Source organism: Alteromonas sp. KUL150 (assembly GCF_009811475.1).
In the GTDB taxonomy this organism is placed as follows: domain Bacteria; phylum Pseudomonadota; class Gammaproteobacteria; order Enterobacterales; family Alteromonadaceae; genus Alteromonas; species Alteromonas gracilis.
The window spans coordinates 1-653 of record NZ_BLIJ01000104.1 but is presented as its reverse complement, the minus strand read 5'-3'; the positions used below and the strand labels follow the sequence as shown (position 1 = coordinate 653).

The 653-nt window shown below is 50.2% G+C and carries 1 protein-coding gene; it reads right to left on the bottom strand.

The genetic code is table 11. The annotated features are described in order from the left end of the window. On the bottom strand, positions 1 to 653 hold a 653-nt coding region (locus GVO62_RS19295; RefSeq protein ID WP_268891204.1), incomplete at both ends, for a reverse transcriptase domain-containing protein.

Genomic DNA, 653 nt, shown 5'->3' with positions numbered 1-653 from the left:
CCCCCGGAGTTTTAGCACTGCGCCATGGCCCTTTGCTGGTGATACCACACGCTACTGCAGCTTGAACATGCACACCCAATTTCATTAGGCGTCTCACTTTGGTGCGCGGCTTTCGCCATTGTCGCCAATAGGCCATTCTGATTCTGCGCCTGATCCAATGATCTAGATCGACGCATCGCTGATAACCACTGGCGATACCAAAGTAATTTATCCAGCCACGTAAATATTGGCTGAGCTTAGAGAGTTGGTAGTGCATAGACACGCCCCAGTTACGGTTCGTTAACCGTCTGACCTGTTGCTTAAATTTCAGCAATGTCTTTGGGTGCCATTGAATGCGACCTGCCTTGAATGTGAATCCAAGGAACTTGCTTTCACTGGTTTTGACGACGTGGCTTTTGACCGAATTCACGATCAGTTTCAGACGGTGACTCAGGAAGCTGCTGATACTGCTAAGCACGCGCTTACCCGCACGTGGAGTATTCACCAAGATAGTGAAGTCATCCGCGTAGCGAGCAAACTTATGGCCTCGTTTCTCAAGCTCTTTGTCCAAAGGGTCGAGCATAATGTTCGCCAGTAAGGGCGATAACGGCCCGCCTTGAGGAACACCTTCTCGGCTCTCACTATAAAGCTGGTTATCGATAACCCCAGCTCGC